General features: G+C 64.4%; 12 protein-coding genes. 4 read left to right on the forward strand and 8 right to left on the reverse strand.

All coding sequences use genetic code 11. The features are described from left to right. Window positions 1-20: 20 nt before the first annotated feature. From tsaB to EN850_RS22010, 7 genes are all read right to left on the reverse strand, one after another. Entirely contained in the window at window positions 21-698 is a 678-nt protein-coding gene (gene tsaB, locus EN850_RS21980) for a tRNA (adenosine(37)-N6)-threonylcarbamoyltransferase complex dimerization subunit type 1 TsaB (protein ID WP_127280629.1), read from the reverse strand. Window positions 699-806: 108 nt separating this feature from the next. After that, window positions 807-1,913 (reverse strand): DUF1513 domain-containing protein, encoded by a 1,107-nt coding sequence (locus EN850_RS21985; RefSeq protein ID WP_127280628.1) that lies wholly within the window; start codon window positions 1,911-1,913, stop codon window positions 807-809. A gap of 2 nt (window positions 1,914-1,915) precedes the next feature. Then, the gene (locus EN850_RS21990) at window positions 1,916-2,995 is read right to left on the reverse strand and encodes an imelysin family protein (protein WP_136092232.1); all 1,080 of its coding nucleotides are present in this window, start codon (window positions 2,993-2,995) and stop codon (window positions 1,916-1,918) included. Further along, complete coding sequence (locus EN850_RS21995) at window positions 2,995-4,596, reverse strand: di-heme oxidoredictase family protein (protein WP_136092233.1); 1,602 nt, start codon at window positions 4,594-4,596, stop codon at window positions 2,995-2,997. The genes EN850_RS21990 and EN850_RS21995 overlap by 1 nt, the downstream gene beginning before the upstream one ends. A 12-nt stretch (window positions 4,597-4,608) precedes the next feature. Continuing rightward, window positions 4,609-5,094: a bacterioferritin gene (gene bfr / locus EN850_RS22000; protein ID WP_127279216.1), complete on the reverse strand. Its 486-nt coding sequence runs from the start codon at window positions 5,092-5,094 to the stop codon at window positions 4,609-4,611. Next, on the reverse strand, window positions 5,060-5,371 hold the full coding sequence (locus EN850_RS22005) for a (2Fe-2S)-binding protein (protein ID WP_127279217.1): 312 nt from the start codon (window positions 5,369-5,371) through the stop codon (window positions 5,060-5,062). The genes bfr and EN850_RS22005 overlap by 35 nt, the downstream gene beginning before the upstream one ends. Window positions 5,372-5,427: 56 nt before the next feature. After that, a complete protein-coding gene (locus EN850_RS22010; protein ID WP_136092234.1) occupies window positions 5,428-6,717 on the reverse strand; it encodes an imelysin family protein in 1,290 nt (429 codons plus the stop codon). Between the two features lie 430 nt (window positions 6,718-7,147). Here EN850_RS22010 and EN850_RS22015 point away from each other — a divergent pair, with 430 nt between their 5' ends. Then, window positions 7,148-8,410, forward strand: coding sequence for an FAD-dependent oxidoreductase (locus EN850_RS22015; protein ID WP_135882887.1), 1,263 nt, complete (start codon window positions 7,148-7,150; stop codon window positions 8,408-8,410). Between the two features lie 255 nt (window positions 8,411-8,665). Here the strand turns inward: EN850_RS22015 and EN850_RS22025 are convergent, their stop codons facing one another. Then, window positions 8,666-9,943: a 4-aminobutyrate--2-oxoglutarate transaminase gene (locus EN850_RS22025; protein ID WP_127279220.1), complete on the reverse strand. Its 1,278-nt coding sequence runs from the start codon at window positions 9,941-9,943 to the stop codon at window positions 8,666-8,668. A gap of 244 nt (window positions 9,944-10,187) precedes the next feature. Between EN850_RS22025 and EN850_RS22030 the strand changes: the two genes are divergently transcribed. Genes EN850_RS22030 through EN850_RS22040 form a run of 3 tightly spaced genes read left to right on the forward strand, consistent with a single transcriptional unit; the run spans window position 10,188 to window position 15,486 of the window. Next, window positions 10,188-11,324, forward strand: a complete 1,137-nt coding sequence (locus tag EN850_RS22030; RefSeq protein ID WP_127279221.1) for an efflux RND transporter periplasmic adaptor subunit — start codon at window positions 10,188-10,190, stop codon at window positions 11,322-11,324. Next, window positions 11,321-12,391 carry an efflux RND transporter periplasmic adaptor subunit gene (locus tag EN850_RS22035; protein WP_135882890.1) on the forward strand — a complete coding sequence of 357 codons (1,071 nt, stop codon included), beginning with the start codon at window positions 11,321-11,323 and terminating at the stop codon, window positions 12,389-12,391. Before EN850_RS22030 ends, EN850_RS22035 begins: the two co-directional genes overlap by 4 nt. After that, window positions 12,388-15,486: an efflux RND transporter permease subunit gene (locus EN850_RS22040; RefSeq protein ID WP_136092235.1), complete on the forward strand. Its 3,099-nt coding sequence runs from the start codon at window positions 12,388-12,390 to the stop codon at window positions 15,484-15,486. The genes EN850_RS22035 and EN850_RS22040 overlap by 4 nt, the downstream gene beginning before the upstream one ends. Window positions 15,487-15,682 lie beyond the last annotated feature (196 nt).

The raw sequence follows: 15,682 nt of genomic DNA on the forward strand, positions 1-15,682 counted from the left end.
CCGGCTTCCACTTTTCGGGATCATGGTCTTTGCCTCGAAAGTATAAACCCGGCCTGTGGCTTGGCATCGGCACCGCGCAGATAAAGCGGTTTCGGCCTTTCGCCCTGCCCCTTTGCGGCAGCCAGCCGGGCGTAGGTGAGAATGTCGGCGGTGGCCGTCCGAGGCCCGATGTCGAAGGGTCGGCCGGCCGCTTCAGCGATCGGCGTCGCGGCCGTGCCGGCAAGCACCGCGGAACGTTCCGACGCCATGGCCGCCGCATTCGCAAGCGTGGCCACGGCCGGACCGTAAGTCAAAACTGACATTTCATCGTAGAGAGCGGCATGGATTTCCTCCCGTCCGGCATCGAGCGCCGCCAGCACGGCACGGCCTGGAAATGCGGTGACCGCCTCGGCAGCCAGCGCCTCGAGGGTTGTCACCCCGATTGCCGGCACCTTGAGCGCCAGCGCCAGGCCGCGCGCGGTCGACACGCCGACACGCAGGCCGGTGAAGGACCCGGGGCCGACGGAGACGGCAATGGCGCCAAGGTCGGCGTAGCCGTTCGCACCGGCGTTCAGCGCCTCTGCGATGACGGCCATCAGGTGCTCGGCATGGCCTTTGCCCAGATCCAGCACCGAACGGCCGAGTTCCTGCCCGACCGCCGCGTCGTAGACGCAGGCGGCGCAGAGGCTGGCGGCACAGTCGATGGCAAGGACCTTCATGAAACGACCGGTTGCTAGAAACAATTCCCTGTGCCCGCCACAGCGCGCAACCGCAAGGGTATAGTGCACAATTTGTTAAGCGGCTTCGGTTTGGGCTGGCAGAAGAGCTTATGCCGCCTGCTCTATTCGCAGCATGTGATTGTCCCAGACATAGTCCGGTTCCGACCGCGTGGCACCACTGTCCTCGATGATCTCGCCGGCGCCCGTTGTGGCCATGAACCCGGCCCCGTCAGGGGCCACGCCGCAGACCTCGACCAGCGTATTGGAGGAGACGACCCCGCCCCTGCCCGCATCGATGACGACCAGCGAATTGCCCTCCGGCGAGGATACGGCAACGGTACCGGCAACAGGATTGGCGGCGACCGAGCCGATATAGTTGCGGAAGCCGGATAGCAAAGTCTGCGGCATGTCGAGCAAAGCCAGATCCTTGCCACGCGCGGCGCGGCCGACCAGCAACGGACGATCGGTGCCCGGCCCCCGGTACTGGCAACCGAACCAGACGGTGCCGGACCGGTCTGCATCCATGTGGCGGATCGACAGCTGGTGCAAAGCAGCCGGCAATTCATGTTTTTCGATGAGATCCCCGGTGACGCGGTCGACCAGCACATAGGACGGTTTCATGGTGGCGATGTTGAGCTCGGCGCGGCCATAGTCGGGATGGGTCTCGATGCCGCCATTGGCGACCGCGATCGTCCTGCCGTCGCCCAAGAGCAGAAGTTCGTGCGGACCCATGCCGTAGGTGGGGAATTCGCCGATGCGATTGAATTTCGCCCGCGCGTCATAGACGCCGACCACGCCGGCCGCGTTGTCGAAATCGTTCTCGGTGGCGTAGAGCAACGCGCCGTCGGGCGAGAACACGCCATGGCCGAAGAAATGCCGGCCGGCGATGCTGGCGATGGTCAGCGGAGCGTCGCGCCCGGTGTGATCGAACACGACGGCGAAGGTGCCGGGCTGGCGGGCGAAAACCACCGAACGCCTCGATGCGGGATCGAAGGTGACGTCGTGGCCGCGATCGGGCAGGTCGATCGCATGCAGCACCTTGCCGGCCTCGGACAGGACGGCGGCGCCAAAACTGCCATCGCGCTTGACGAAGGCGGTGGCAAAGACGGCATCCGCAGCAAGCGTGGTTGCCCAGGCTGAGGGCGTCACCGCGGCGGCAAAGCCGATGCCGGCGGCCCTGAGGAAATCGCGGCGATCGATGAGCAATCTCTTCATGCTCAGTCCCCATCCAGCGACGAGAAGCCGGCGGTCAGGCCGAATTCGGCGGTCAGCCTGGTGCCGATCAGGGTCGACAGGCTGGAGGTGATCAGGACGAGATGCTCGAGTTTTTCGCGCAGCGCCGGATCGGCGAGCGCCCTGTCGATCGGGCCTTGGACGGCCTTGGCAGCCGCAACGCCGTTGACCAGCTGGATGTGGATCGATTCCGCCATCCAACGCGCATCCGGCGGCAGCGCGTCGCCAAGCTTCGACACCTGAAACAGCGCATCGATGCCGGCCAGATTTCCAGCCAGCGCATTGCCGGTGTTTTGCGAACGCCAGTAGATCGCCTGTTTTGGCTTGTCGGCGTCGGGCGTAGCGCCCAGAAAGCCTTTGAGGCGGACATCCCGGACCATTTCCAGCTCGTTGATGAAGACGCCGACCAGTTCGGTGACCGCTTCGTTGCCATCGCGATAGAGCGCATTCCGTGGCCCCGGATTGGCCCAGAGTGCCGCGAAGCCGTCCGGTTTGCTCCAGGCCGCGCTGACATCGGCGGCGATGGTTTCGATGTTGCCGGCAACGGACGCGCCATAAGCGCAGCGATAGGGTTCGTCCTTGCCCGTCAAGGCATCGGCGCCGTCGCCGTAAAGCACGAATTCCAGCGCGCCGAGCCCCTGCATGGCAACGCTCTTGTCGGCAAGCTGCGCAGGATCGGTGGCGGTGGGATCCTTGCCCGACAGCGCCGCCTGCACCTGTTTCAGACCGATGCTCTTGCGGTCCGGCCAGAACAGCATGCGCTCCGCCCTGTTGTTCTCCTTGATCGGCCCGAAACCGATGATCTCGGCCGATGACCAGGCATAGACGGTAGCCGAGAACGCCGCGCGCGCCGCATCAAGCTCCCCTTGCGAGGGCGCCTCGCAGAGCTTGTGCATCGCCTTGGCGAGGGCTTCCGTATGCTGGTGCAGATCGGCATAGGCCGGGCGGACAAAACCGTCGATCGCGCGCTGGACGACGTCCGAGGCTTTGACCGCGGCCGATGCGGGCAATGCGGCCAGTAGAACCAGCGGAAGAACGAGAACCAGCGCGAAACGCTTCAGCATCACAGTGACTCCAGGAATTTGACCAGCGCATCGCGCTCGGTGGCGTTTGCGGCGGCAAAGCGGTCGCGCGCCTTTTGCGCCTCGCCACCATGCCACAGGATAGCCTCGACCAAAGACCGCGCACGGCCGTCGTGCAGATAGAAGGAATTGCCGTTGACCGTTTCGGTGAGGCCGATCCCCCATAGCGGCGGGGTGCGCCACTCATTGCCTGTCGCCTCGCCCACGGCCTGGCCGTCGGCAAGGTCCGGCCCCATGTCGTGCAGCAGGAAATCGGAATAAGGCCAGATCAGCTGGAACGCCTGCGCCCTGTCGGGCGCATCGCGACGGGTGACGAATTTCGGCGTGTGGCAGGCAACGCAGCCGATTTCGTAAAAGACCTTCTTGCCGGCGAGCACATCGGGCGAGGCGAGATCGCGCCGCGCCGGCACCGCCAGGTTCCGCGAATAGAAGGTGACGAGATCCATCACCGGCGCCGGCGCCTCGGCCGGGCCGAGGCGCGCCTGCACGCCGTTGGGCATGGCGAGGCATTTCTCCTGCGCGGCGGTGCAATCCCCCCAGTGTTTCGGCTCCTCGGGTGTCGAGATGCCGATGTCGCCGGCAAAGGCGTCCGCGGCCTGCCGGCGGATCGACGCGGCCTGCGCCTTCCAGCCGAAGCGGCCAAGCGTCAGTTCACCGCTCAGGCCATCACGCACGATGTTCGGCTTGCCGGAGATGCCATCGCCGTCCCTGTCGTCCGGGTCGGCATGGGCCAGAATGTCCGCCGGCGCGATCTGTTCGATCAGGCCAAGGCCGATCATGGGCGGCGTCAGGCGCGGCGACAGCGTGGTGCGCGGATCGAGCGGCCCATAGCCAAGATCGTCTACCGCGTAGGTGGGTTTGCGCAGGGAAATGACGGTGCCGTCCGTCAGCTCCACCTTACGTTCCTGATAGTCGACACGCATGCTGCCCTCGCCCTTGAGGCCAGGGACGGCTAGTTCCTGCAACTGCGTGCCATAGACCGGGTCCGGGAGATTGAGCAGCCTGTGGTCGGCAAGCGCCGCCTTCTCTTCCGCGCTGCTTGCGTCGCGCGCCAGCCGCAGGAACATCGAGGTGGTGCCGGCATCGCCTTGTGGCGGCCGGCCACGGCCATCCTTCAGATGGCAGTTCTGGCAGGCCCGTTCGTTGAACAGGGGCCCGAGTCCGTCCGAGGCCTGCGTCGAGGATGGCGACGACACCCAATTCTTGCGGAAAAGCGCGTTGCCGAGCTTGAAGGTGCCTTCTTCCTCGAAGCTGATGTTGGCCGACGATTGCGAGAAGGAATCACGGCTGACGTCCTTCCGCGAGGTGCCGGCGCCACCTTGCATCAGTTCGAAGGGCTCGGGTTTGGAGAAATCCGTGGTCGGCCTGCTGACGGCGGTGACGCGCGCCTGATCCTTGGCATTGAGGTCGGTGCGCGAAGTGGCGAGGCCGGCGGGTTGAAGGTCGCCGGCGATGGCGGAGGATGTCAGCGCCAGCATGAAAATGACACCGCGCCGACCAGCCGATATGGCTGGTGTTTTCCGGAGGGGCAGCGGGGCTTTTGCCCGCCGCAAGCGGCGCGGGAAGTCTAAGAGGCGCCGCATTCCCGCATATCCTTAGTCCGCCTCGTCCGCCGATGCGGCGTTGAGCTGGCCGTATTTTTCCTCACCGATCGAGGCCAGCAGGTCGAGCTGCGTCTCGAGGAAGTCGATATGGCTTTCCTCATCGGTCAGCAGTTCCTCGAACAGTTTCATCGTCACGTAGTCGCCCGCTTCCTCGCAGATTTCGCGCGAGCGCTTGTAAGCAGTGCGCGCGTCATATTCACCGGCAAGGTCGGATTCGAGCACTTCCTTGACGTTCTGGCCGATGCGCAGCGGCGCCACGGATTGCAGGTTGGGGTGGCCTTCAAGGAAGATGATGCGGGCGACCAGCTTGTCGGCGTGGTGCATCTCCTCGATCGATTCCGCCCGCTCCTTCTTGGCCAGCTTGGCGTATCCCCAATCCTCGAGCAGACGGAAATGCACCCAATACTGGTTGACGGCGCCGAGCTCCAGAAAAAGAGCCTCGTTAAGCCGCTCGATGATCTGTGGTTCGCCTTTCATGGGCTCTGCTCCCGTATTGGACGCGCAGGCCCCTGACGCGATCCAGATGTGAAACGATGTCCACGCCGCTCGCCTGCGAGCGGGCGTGGTAGTTCTCGGTGACCCGAATGATCGTTTCGACCACATTTGGGAAGCAGCCGCAACAGCGGCCACGTTTGTGCATGGCGTGATAGACCTTTGCCGGCACGATGAGCTGCCAGGGATCCTGATCCAGCAGGCCGATGATCGTCTGCTCGATCTCCTTTTCGGTGATGATGTTGCAATGGCAGATCAGCATTTCGTCGCTCTGGCTGACGGCGCCCGTACGGCGCCGTTTGGCTGCGGATGGCAGGCTTACTTGAACACCTTGTCGGGTGCGTCGAGGCTGTCGGAGCCTTCGAAGGCGATGGCATTGAGCTTCAGCACGCCAACGGCGCGTTCGATCGACTTGGTCTGGTCGATCAATGCGTCGATTGCCGCCTGAACGGTGGCATTGCCCGCGGTATTGCCCTCGGCGATCTGCTGGTCGTAGGCCTCGCCGGCCTCGGCTCGCGCCTTGATCGCTTCCATCTTGGCGACGGTGACATCGAGCTTGTCGGACAGCTCCTTGTCGATTGCCGGATCGGCCGCTTTCACCATGTCGTGCACCGAGGAACCCGAAACGACGGTGCCGTCCAGGCGCGTGTAGCTGGCGAGATAGCCGGCGCGGATGCCGACGGCATCATAGAGATGAGAGTTGTAGGTGTTGTCGGAGAAGCAGTCATGCTCCTCCTCGGGATCGTGCAGCAACAGGCCGAGCTTCATGCGTTCGCCTGCCAGCTCGCCGTAGGAGAGCGAGCCCATGCCGGTGAAGATCACCGAGATGGCGGTGTTCGGCTCGCCATCGACAAGGTTCTTGCGCGCCGCGCCGTCTTCCTTCCAGTCGTTGACCATCTTCTGGAGGTCCGAGACCAGAAGGCCGGTCGCCGACTTCAGGTACTCTGCGCGACGGTCGCAATTGCCTCCGGTGCAGTTCTTCAGGTCGTAATCCGTATAGGGACGCTGGCCGGCGCCCGGACCGGTGCCGTGCAGGTCCTGGCCCCAGAGCAGGAATTCGATGGCGTGATAGCCAGTGGCGACGTTGGCCTCGACGCCGCCGGCCTGCTGCAGCGTGCCGGAGAGGAATTCCGGCGAAAGCTTCGAGGCATCGACTTGCTTGCCGTTGATCTCGATCTCCTTGTTGGCGATCACATTGGCCGTATAGAGCGAATTCGCGTCCGACTCGGTGCCGTAGCTCTTGGCGACATAGTCGATCAGGCCTTCGTCCAGCGGCCAGGAATTCACCTCACCTTCCCAGTCATCGACGATCTTGTTGCCGAAGCGGTAGACCTCGGTCTGCTGGTAGGGCACGCGCGATGCCTTCCAGGCGTCGCGGGCGGCATTGAGCGTTTCCGCCGACGGGTTGGCAAGCAGCGCGTCGACCGCCTTGTCGAGCGCCTGCGCCGTGGTCAGCGAATCCTCATATTTGGCAAGCCCGACGTCGGCATAGGTCTTGATGACCGCCTTGGCATCGGTTTCCGCCTTGGCAGGCAGCACGAACACCGCTGCCGTCAGCAGCGCCGTGGCGCCGATCGCCGCCAGCCTGCCGCCATATCGTGCTGTCATTATCGCTCTCCAGTTCCTCGGAAATTTTCTAAGCGGCGCACGCGCCAACCTGCGCCAGGCCACATTCATGCCGTTGGGCGCAAGACATGCCGCGCGATCGCGCGGCTCAGGGAAAAAAGACACCAAAATGCCTCCAATCGAACGGGTTCAAGGCCCAGACATCAAAGGGATGCGCCAATGCGCGGCTTCCTTAAAGCTTCGAGTGCGATGGAAGTCAATGAAAATTACTGGAAAAGCCAATTGAAACAATAGTTTAGAATTATTCTAAACTACGATGGTCAACTTTACGCGCCCGCTGCATCGGCTTTGCGGCCGAACTGTACGATTGACAGTCGCCGTCCCGGGTGCGACCCGCAAACCCTCTCTTGCGGCGGCGTCAGACAATTGCCACTTGGCGAGACGTCCTAGGATCGATCGGGATCGGAATGCGATGAAGAACGGCGTGGTAATTGTCGGTGCGGGTCATGCGGGCGTGCAGGCGGCCGCCAGTCTGCGCGAGGATGGCTATGATGGGCCGGTGATCCTGGTCGGCGACGAGAACGAACTGCCCTACCACAAGCCGCCGCTCTCGAAGACCTTCATCAAGGATGCCGAAGCCAAGCCTCAACCGCTTCGGGGCGAGGCCTTCTACACCGGCAGCGCCATCGACTACCGGCCTGGGATCCGGATCGAGCGCATCGATGCCGGCCGCCACGGTCTCGACATTGCCGGCGGCGGCGCACTTGCCTTCGACAATCTGATCCTGGCGACCGGATCGCGCCCGCGCGCCCTGCCGCTGCCAGGCTCCGATCTGTCGGGCGTGGTGTCGCTGCGCTCGCTGGCCGACGCGCGGCTGATCCGGGAGCTGAGCGCTGAGAGCGAAGATATCGTCATCCTCGGCGGCGGCTTTATCGGGCTGGAAATCGCCGCGACGCTGCGGGCGGCCGGTCGCACCGTGACGGTTGTCGAAGCAGTCGACCGGCTGCTCGGCCGCGCCGTGGCGCCGGTGGTGGCGAGCCATGTCCGGCAAAGGCTGGAAGCGACCGGCGTGCGCATCCTGACCGGAACCTCGATCTCAAGGCTCGAAGGCGAAGACGGCAAGGTCACGGCCGCGATCACCTCGTCTGGCGAAAGGCTGCCGGCGCGCATGGTCGTGGTCGGCATCGGCGCCGTGCCGAATGTCGAACTGGCGCAAGCCGCGGGCCTTGCTGTCGCCAACGGCATCCGCGTCGATCATCAGATGCGCAGTTCGGTGCCGGAGATTCTGGCCATCGGCGACGCCGCCTCGTATCGGCACTGGTTCACCGGCGGCGATGTCAGGCTGGAATCGGTGCAGAACGCCACCGACCAGGCGCGGCTCGCCGCCCGGACAATTACCGGTCACACCGACGCCTATTCAGCGGTGCCATGGTTCTGGTCCGACATTGGCGACATGAAGCTGCAAATGGTTGGCCTGACCGCCGGCGGCGACAGCCATGTCGTGCTCGGCGACCTGCGCGACAACAAATTCTCGATCTACCACTATGCCGGTGACCGGCTGCTCGGCATCGAATCCGTCAACCGCCCCGGCGACCACATGCTTGGCCGCAAGATGCTCAGTGCCGGTTTTTCGCCAACGCCGCAGATGGTGGCCGCAGGCCCGGACGGGCTGAAGGCGGCACTGGCGACATTCCAGAACATGGAGCCAGCCCGTGACGAGCGAATATTTCGGTGAGTTGATCCGCCGCGATCAAGACCGTCAACGGCTTCGGCATCTGCTCCTTGAGGGCGCGTCATCCGAACCGGGTCCCTCGGTTGATGATGGCTATTTCGAAGCACTGCGAAAACGAGCGCAGGTCAAATAGGCACAATCTGCTGGCCGAGACGAGGCGGTATTGGCGACAGGAGTCAATTCAGACGTCCGCGCCGCCCCTCATCCGCCTGCCGGCACCTTCTCCCCGTGTAGTGACAGGGAGAAGGTAAGCGCCGTTCAGGCGGCGCAGACCTCGCGGATCGAGCTTTCCAGAATGTCGAGCGCTTCGTTCATGACCTCGTCCTGGATGGTGATCGGCGCCAGGAAGCGGATGACGTTGCCGTAGACGCCGCAGGTCAGCAGGATCAGGCCCTTGTCGAGCGCTTTCAGGCGGATCGCGTTGGCGATCTCGGCCGACGGCAGGCCCTTCTTGACGTCGTTGAACTCCACCGCGTTCATGAAGCCCAAACCCCTGATGTCGACAATCTCGGGCACGTCGTCACGGATCGACTGCAGACGCTGCTTCAAGCGCGCACCCAGTGTGTTGGCGCGGTCGCAGAGCTTTTCGTCCTCGATCACATCGAGCACGGCGTGCGCGGCGGCGACGCCGATCGGGCTGCCGCCATAGGTGCCGCCGAGGCCACCGGGGCCGGGCGCGTCCATGATCTCGGCGCGGCCAGTGACGGCCGACAGCGGGAAGCCGCCAGCCAGGCTCTTGGCCATGGTGGTGATGTCGGCGGCCACCTCGTGATGGTCCATGGCGAACATCTTGCCGGTGCGGGCAAAGCCGGTCTGCACTTCGTCGGCGATCAACAGCATGCCGTGCTGGTCGCAGAGCTTGCGCAGCGCCGTCAGCAGTTCACGCGGCGCGTCGTAGAAGCCGCCCTCGCCCTGAACCGGCTCGATGATGATCGCGGCGACGCGGGCCGGATCGACATCCGCCTTGAACAGCTTGTCGAGCGCGGCAAGCGAATCGGCGACCGAGACACCATGCAGTTGCACGGGGAACGGCACGTGGTAGACGTCGCCCGGCATGGCTCCGAAGCCAACCTTGTAGGGCACGACCTTGCCGGTCAGCGCCATGCCCATGAAGGTGCGGCCATGGAAGCCGCCGCCGAAGGCGATGACGGCCTGGCGGCCGGTGGCGTTGCGAGCGATCTTGATGGCGTTCTCCACCGCCTCGGCGCCGGTGGTGACGAAGATGGTCTTCTTCTCGAACTTGCCGGGCAGCATGGCGTTCAACCGTTCGGCCAGCCGCACATAGCTCTCATAGGGCACGACCTGATGACAGGTGTGGGTGAAGCGGTCGAGTTGCGCCTTGACCGCCTCGATTACCCTGGGATGGCGGTGGCCGGTGTTGACGACGGCGATGCCCGAGGAGAAGTCGATATAGCGGCGGCCCTCGACATCCCAGATCTCCGAGTTCTCGGCCCGGTCGGCGTAGATCTGCGTGGTCATGCCGACGCCGCGCGAGATCGACTGGTTCTTGCGTTCGGAAATGGCGGAGTTCTTCATGATATCCCTCACCGGGCCATCCCTCATCGAGATGGGGCCCGTTCTGTTTTGATGCCGTTGAATTCCCTTCTGGCCTTATTTCAGATTTTCCTCAAGCCGACACCATCACAGCGTCGATTGGGCCTGACTTAACCAGTCCGGCGAGAGGCGTACGAGACCGGTTCCCTTTTTTCCGGGATCGATTATCCTCCTTATCTCCGCGAGGGGATCGCGACCAGCGACCGGCGCGCGGCCGAGGGGAGCCATGAGCAGCAACGCGACATCGTCCGTCTCGCCGCCATCCGCTAAAACTCCCAGCCTTTTGTCTTGTCCAGCCGCTTCAATTCTCGCCTGCACGGTCCTGGCGCTGCTCGCCGGTTGCCAGAAGCAGGAGGCGGCGGACAAGAAGCTGCCGGTCATGGTGCGCACCGAAACGGTGGCGATGGCCGATTATGCGCCGAGAACCTCGCTGACCGGGGTGATCGCGGCGCGTACGTTGAACAATCTTTCGTTCCGGGTTGGCGGACGCGTCGCGGAGCGGCTTGTCGATGTCGGCCAGCATGTCGATCAGGGGACGGTGCTTGCCCGTATCGATCCGCAGGAGCAGGAGTCCGATTTGCGCTCCGCGCAGGCCGATCTCGATGCCGCGCAGGCACAATTGACACAGGCCGCGGCTACCTTCGAACGGCAAAGGACGCTGCTTGCCCAGGGCTTCACCACCAGGCGCGACTATGACGCGGCCGACCAGGCACTGAAAGTCGCGCAAGGCAGCGTCGATGCCGCGCGGAGCGCATTCGCCAATGCCCAGCAGAATCTGTCCTTCACCGAACTCAAGGCCGGTGCGGCAGGCGTTATTACCGCACGCCAGGTCGAAACCGGCCAGGTGGTGCAGGCGGCGCAGACCGTCTTCACCGTCGCCGAGGACGGCGACCGCGACGCGGTGTTCAACGTGCAGGAGACGCTGGTCGCCAAAACGCCGGCTTCACCGGCGGTAACGATCACGCTGTTGTCCGACCCGCAGGTCCGCGCGACGGGCAAGGTGCGCGAAATCTCGCCGGCAGTCGACCCGGCTTCGGGCTCGATCAGGGTCAAGGTCGCCATTCCCGACACGCCGGCCGGGATGCCGCTGGGGGCGGCCGTCATCGGCTCGGTCGGCGCCAAGCCGGCGAAGGCGATCCTGTTGCCCTGGCAGGCCTTGACATCGAGCGCTGGTAAGCCGGCGGTCTGGATCGTCGATCCCGCGACCAAGGCGGTGACGGCGGCGCCGGTCGAGGTACTGGCGTTCGATTCGGGTACCGTCGTCATCGCCGAGGGCCTGAACGAAGGCCAGAGCGTCGTTACATCAGGCGGGCAATTGCTCAGCCCCGGCCAGACGGTCGAGATATCGGGAGCAGGGCAATGAAGCGGCTGCTACCCGTCCTGCTTGGCCTTGCCGCGCTTTCCGCCTGTTCGAAATCGGACGAAAAACCGCCGCAAATCGTCCGACCGGTGCTGTCGGTCGTGGTCGAGCCGCGCACCACGCAGACTTTCGGTTTCGCCGGCTCGGTCGAGCCACAGGTCAGCGCCGATCTTGCCTTCCGCCTGCTCGGCCGCGTCGTCTCGCGCGACGTCAAGGTCGGCGACACCGTCAGCAAGGGCACGACGATCGCCGCACTCGACCCAACCGCGCTGGAGCTGGCAGTCCAGGCTGCCAAGGCCGAACTCTCCAATGCCGAGGCGCAATTCGCCAATGCCGCCGCCAGCGAGGAACGCCAGCGCCAGTTGCTGACCTCTGCCAATACGCCGCAGTCGGTCTTCGACGCAGCGCAGCAGGCACGCAAAGCCGCGGAAGCCAGTGTCGAGCGGGCCAAGGCTTCGCTGGCGAAATCGCAGGAGCAGCTCGGTTATGCCAGGCTGTTTTCTGATTTCGACGGCGTCGTCACCGCCGTCGGCGCCGAAGTTGGCCAGACGGTTTCGCCCGGGCAGACCATCGTCACCGTGGCGCGTTCGGACCTGCGCGAGGCAGTGGTCGACATTCCCGACCGGTTGACCGGCGATCTTTCGGCCGGCACGCCGTTCCAGGTCATCCTGCAGTCGCTGCCGACGATCCAGACCGAGGCCAAGCTGCGCGAGATCGCCCCCCAATCCGAGGGCTCGACCCGCACACGGCGCGTCAAGCTGACGCTCACCGATCCGCCGCAAGCCTTCAGGCTCGGCTCGACGGTGACGGCGACCCGGATGACCAAGGTCGTGCCGACGATCGAACTGCCCATTTCGGCGCTGCTCGAAAAGAACGGCTCCGAAAAAGTGTGGATCGTCGACCCAAAGACGTCGAGCGTGAGCGCGCACGACATCAAGGTCGCGTCGAAGAATGGCGGCACCTTTACCGTGGCGGATGGACTGGACGCCGGCATGCGCGTCGTCACCGCCGGCGTTCACAGCCTCGTCGACGGCCAGAAAGTGAAAGTGCTCGAGGGAGGGGCCTCATGAAGGGCTTCAACCTCTCCGACTGGGCGCTCAACCACCGCTCGCTGGTCTGGTATTTCATGCTGGTCTTCGTGGTGGCCGGCATCTTCTCCTACCTCAATCTCGGCCGCGAGGAAGATCCCAACTTCACCATCAAGACGATGATCATCCAGGCCAACTGGCCGGGCGCTTCGGTCAAGGAGACCGTGCAGCAGGTGACCGATCGCATCGAGAAAAAGCTCGAGGAACTCGACAGCCTCGACTACACCAAGTCGGTGACGACAGCCGGCCAGACTGTCATCTTCGTCAACCTGAAGGACACCACCAAGGCGCGCGACGTCGCGCCGAACTGGCTTCAGGTGCGCAACATGGTCAACGACATCAAGGCGCAGTTTCCGCAAGGCGTGCAGGGACCGTTCTTCAACGACCGCTTCGGTGACGTCTACGGCAACATCTATGCCTTCACCGCCGACGGGCTGACGCCACGCCAATTGCGCGACTATGTGGAGGATGTGCGAACCAAGATCCTGACCGTGCCCAATGCCGGCAAGGTCGATCTGGTCGGTGCGCAGGACGAGGCGATCTATCTCGAATTCTCGACCCGCCAGATCGCCGCGCTTGGCCTCAACCAGCAGCAAATCGTGGCCAGCCTGCAAGCGCAGAACGCGATCACGCCGTCCGGCGTCATCCAGTCCGGGCCGGAGCGCATCAGCGTGCGCGTCGGCGGCCAGTTCGCCTCCGAGGAGAGCCTGCGCGCCATCAATCTGCGCGTCAACGACCGGTTCTTCCGGCTGAGCGACGTGGCGACGATCACGCGCGGTTATGCCGACCCCCCGACAGCGCTGTTCCGCTTCAACGGCCAGGATGCGATCGGGCTTGCCATCGGCATGAAGCCCAACGCCAATCTGCTCAAGTTCGGCGAAGCGCTGCATGAGGAGATGGACAAGGTGCTGGCCGACCTTCCGGTCGGCGTCGGCGTGCATCTGGTCGCCGACCAGCCCGTCATCGTCGAGGAGGCCGTCTCAGGCTTCACGCGTGCGCTGTTCGAGGCGGTGGCGATCGTGCTTGCCGTCTCCTTCATCAGCCTCGGCATGCGCGCCGGTTTCGTCGTCGCGCTGTCGATCCCGCTGGTGCTGGCCATCACCTTCACCGTCATGGAGTATCTGGGCATATCGCTGCAGCGCATTTCACTCGGCGCGCTGATCATCGCGCTCGGGCTGCTGGTCGACGATGCGATGATCGCGGTCGAAATGATGGTGGCGCGGCTGGAGGTTGGCGACACCCTGCGCAGGGCGGCGACCTATGTCTACACCTCGACCGCCTTCCCGATGCTGACCGGCACGCTGGTGACGGTCGCCGGCTTCATCCCGATCGGCCTCAACTCGAGCGCGGCAGGCGAGTACACCTTCACGCTGTTCGTCGTCATCGCGGTGTCGCTCTTGGTGTCATGGATCGTGGCGGTGCTGTTCGCGCCGCTGCTTGGCGTCACCATCCTGCCCGCGACGATGAAGGAGAAGCACCACGACCAGCCGGGCCGCTTCACGTCGCTGTTCCGGCGCGTGCTTATCGGCTCGGTGCGACATCATTGGCTGACGATCATCGTGACCGTGCTGCTGTTCGCTGGCTCGATCGCCGGCTTCGGGCTCGTCCAGCAACAGTTCTTCCCGCCTTCCGACCGGCCGGAACTGATCGTCGACTGGAACCTGCCGCAGAACTCCTCGATCACCGAGACGCGCGACCAGATGGACCGCTTCGAACAGCGGGCGCTGGTCGGCAATCCCGACATCGACCACTTCTCCTCCTATATCGGCCAGGGCGCGGTGCGCTTCGTGCTGGCCTATGACGTGCAGCCCGCCAATCCCTATTTCGGCCAGACCGTGATCGTCACCAAGAGCATCGAGGCGCGCAACCGGGTGAAGCCGGCGCTCGAAAAGCTGCTGCGCGCCGAATTCGTCGGCACCGACGCCTTCGTCAAGCCGCTCGAGCTTGGGCCACCGGTCGGGCGCCCGGTGCAATATCGCGTCGGCGGCCCTGACATCCAGACGGTGCGGGAACTGGCGCAGCAATTCGCCGGCATCATCTCGGCCAATCCGAAACTTGCCGCACCCACCTTCGACTGGAACGAACCACAGCGCGTGCTGAGGGTCGATGTGCTGCAGGACAAGGCGCGCCAGCTCGGCATCACCTCCTCCGATATCGCTAGCACGCTGAACAGCACGGTGGGCGGATCGACGATCACCCAGGTGCGTGACGCGACCTACCTGATCAATGTCGTGGCCCGTTCGCGCGGGGCCGAGCGCGGCTCGATCGAGACGCTGCAGAACATCCAGCTGCCGACGGGCAATGGCGAGGCTATCCCGCTCGCGGCGGTTGCCAATTTCCGCTACGATCTGGAGCAGCCGACGGTGTGGCGGCGTGACCGCATCCCGACCATCACCGTGCGCGCCGGCCTGGTTGGCGACGTGCTGCCGGCGACCGTCGTCAACGAGCTGAAACCGTCGGTCGACGCCTTCATCACCAAGCTGCCGCCCGGCTATTCGGTCGAGACCGCCGGCTCCGTCGAGGAAAGCACCAAGAGCCAGGGGCCGATCGCCGCCGTCGTGCCGCTGATGCTGTTCGTGATGGCGACCATCCTGATGGTGCAGTTGCAGAGCTTCCAGCGCCTGTTCCTGGTGGTGGCGGTGGCGCCGCTCGGGCTGATCGGCGTGGTGGCGGCACTGGTGCCGAGCGGCGCGCCGCTCGGCTTCGTCGCCATCCTCGGCGTGCTGGCGCTGATCGGCATCCTGATCCGCAACTCGGTCATCCTGATCGTGCAGATCGAGGATCTTGTCGTCGAAGGCAAGGATCGCTGGGCCGCCGTGATCGAGGCCACCGAGCACCGCATGCGGCCGATCGCACTGACCGCCGCCGCCGCCAGCCTGGCGCTGATCCCGATAGCCCGCGAAGTGTTCTGGGGGCCGATGGCCTATGCCATGATGGGCGGCATCATCGCCGGCACGGCGATCACGCTGCTGTTCCTGCCGGCGCTTTATGTGACATGGTTCAGGATCAAGGAGCCGAAGCAAGGGGACAACCCATGCGTTCCGGAGAACGGCGAACTGGCGCAAGGTTCGACTTAAGATCCTGCAGTATCACTCGTTATCGTTGGACGGCACGGGGAGTGATTTGGCGCGCTGCCAAGGCGCCGATTTGGAACTGCGCCAAGCATGCCAACCTTTCGGCAAATCGGCCAACACCAAGATGCTTTCATCCCGCCGAACCACCTCCTGCAGGCCGACGAGCATTATCTCACGTTCGTTCCGATCTCGAATGTCG

Origin of the sequence: Mesorhizobium sp. M8A.F.Ca.ET.207.01.1.1, from assembly GCF_004794715.1 — a bacterium.
Classification (GTDB): Bacteria; Pseudomonadota; Alphaproteobacteria; order Rhizobiales; family Rhizobiaceae; genus Mesorhizobium.